Genomic DNA, 250 nt, shown 5'->3' with positions numbered 1-250 from the left:
AGACGAACCTTGTCGCGAATAATATCAACAACTTTAGTTTTGCCATCGACTTTGCCACCCGATGCCAAGATTTCTAAACGAACAGTGGTTCCCTTAGGGCCTTTAATAAGATCGACAACGTCATCTAAACGCCAGCCGATAATATCTACAATCTCATCTTCGCCTTGGGCAACTCCCACAATCTTGTCTTCAGGACCTAGTTGATTACTCATTGCAGCAGGGCCGCCAGGTACCAAACTACTAATAACCG

General features: G+C 45.2%; 1 protein-coding gene. It reads right to left on the bottom strand.

Annotation, left to right across the window (positions count from 1 at the left end):
• On the bottom strand, positions 1-212 hold a 212-nt coding region (locus Q4528_RS15075), incomplete at its 3' end, for a PDZ domain-containing protein (protein WP_303522501.1).
• Between the last annotated feature and the right edge of the window lie 38 nt (positions 213-250).

Source organism: Staphylococcus pasteuri (assembly GCF_030547725.1).
In the GTDB taxonomy this organism is placed as follows: domain Bacteria; phylum Bacillota; class Bacilli; order Staphylococcales; family Staphylococcaceae; genus Staphylococcus; species Staphylococcus pasteuri.
Note: the sequence above shows the minus strand (reverse complement) of the source record. Positions and strands in the feature narration are given on the sequence as shown.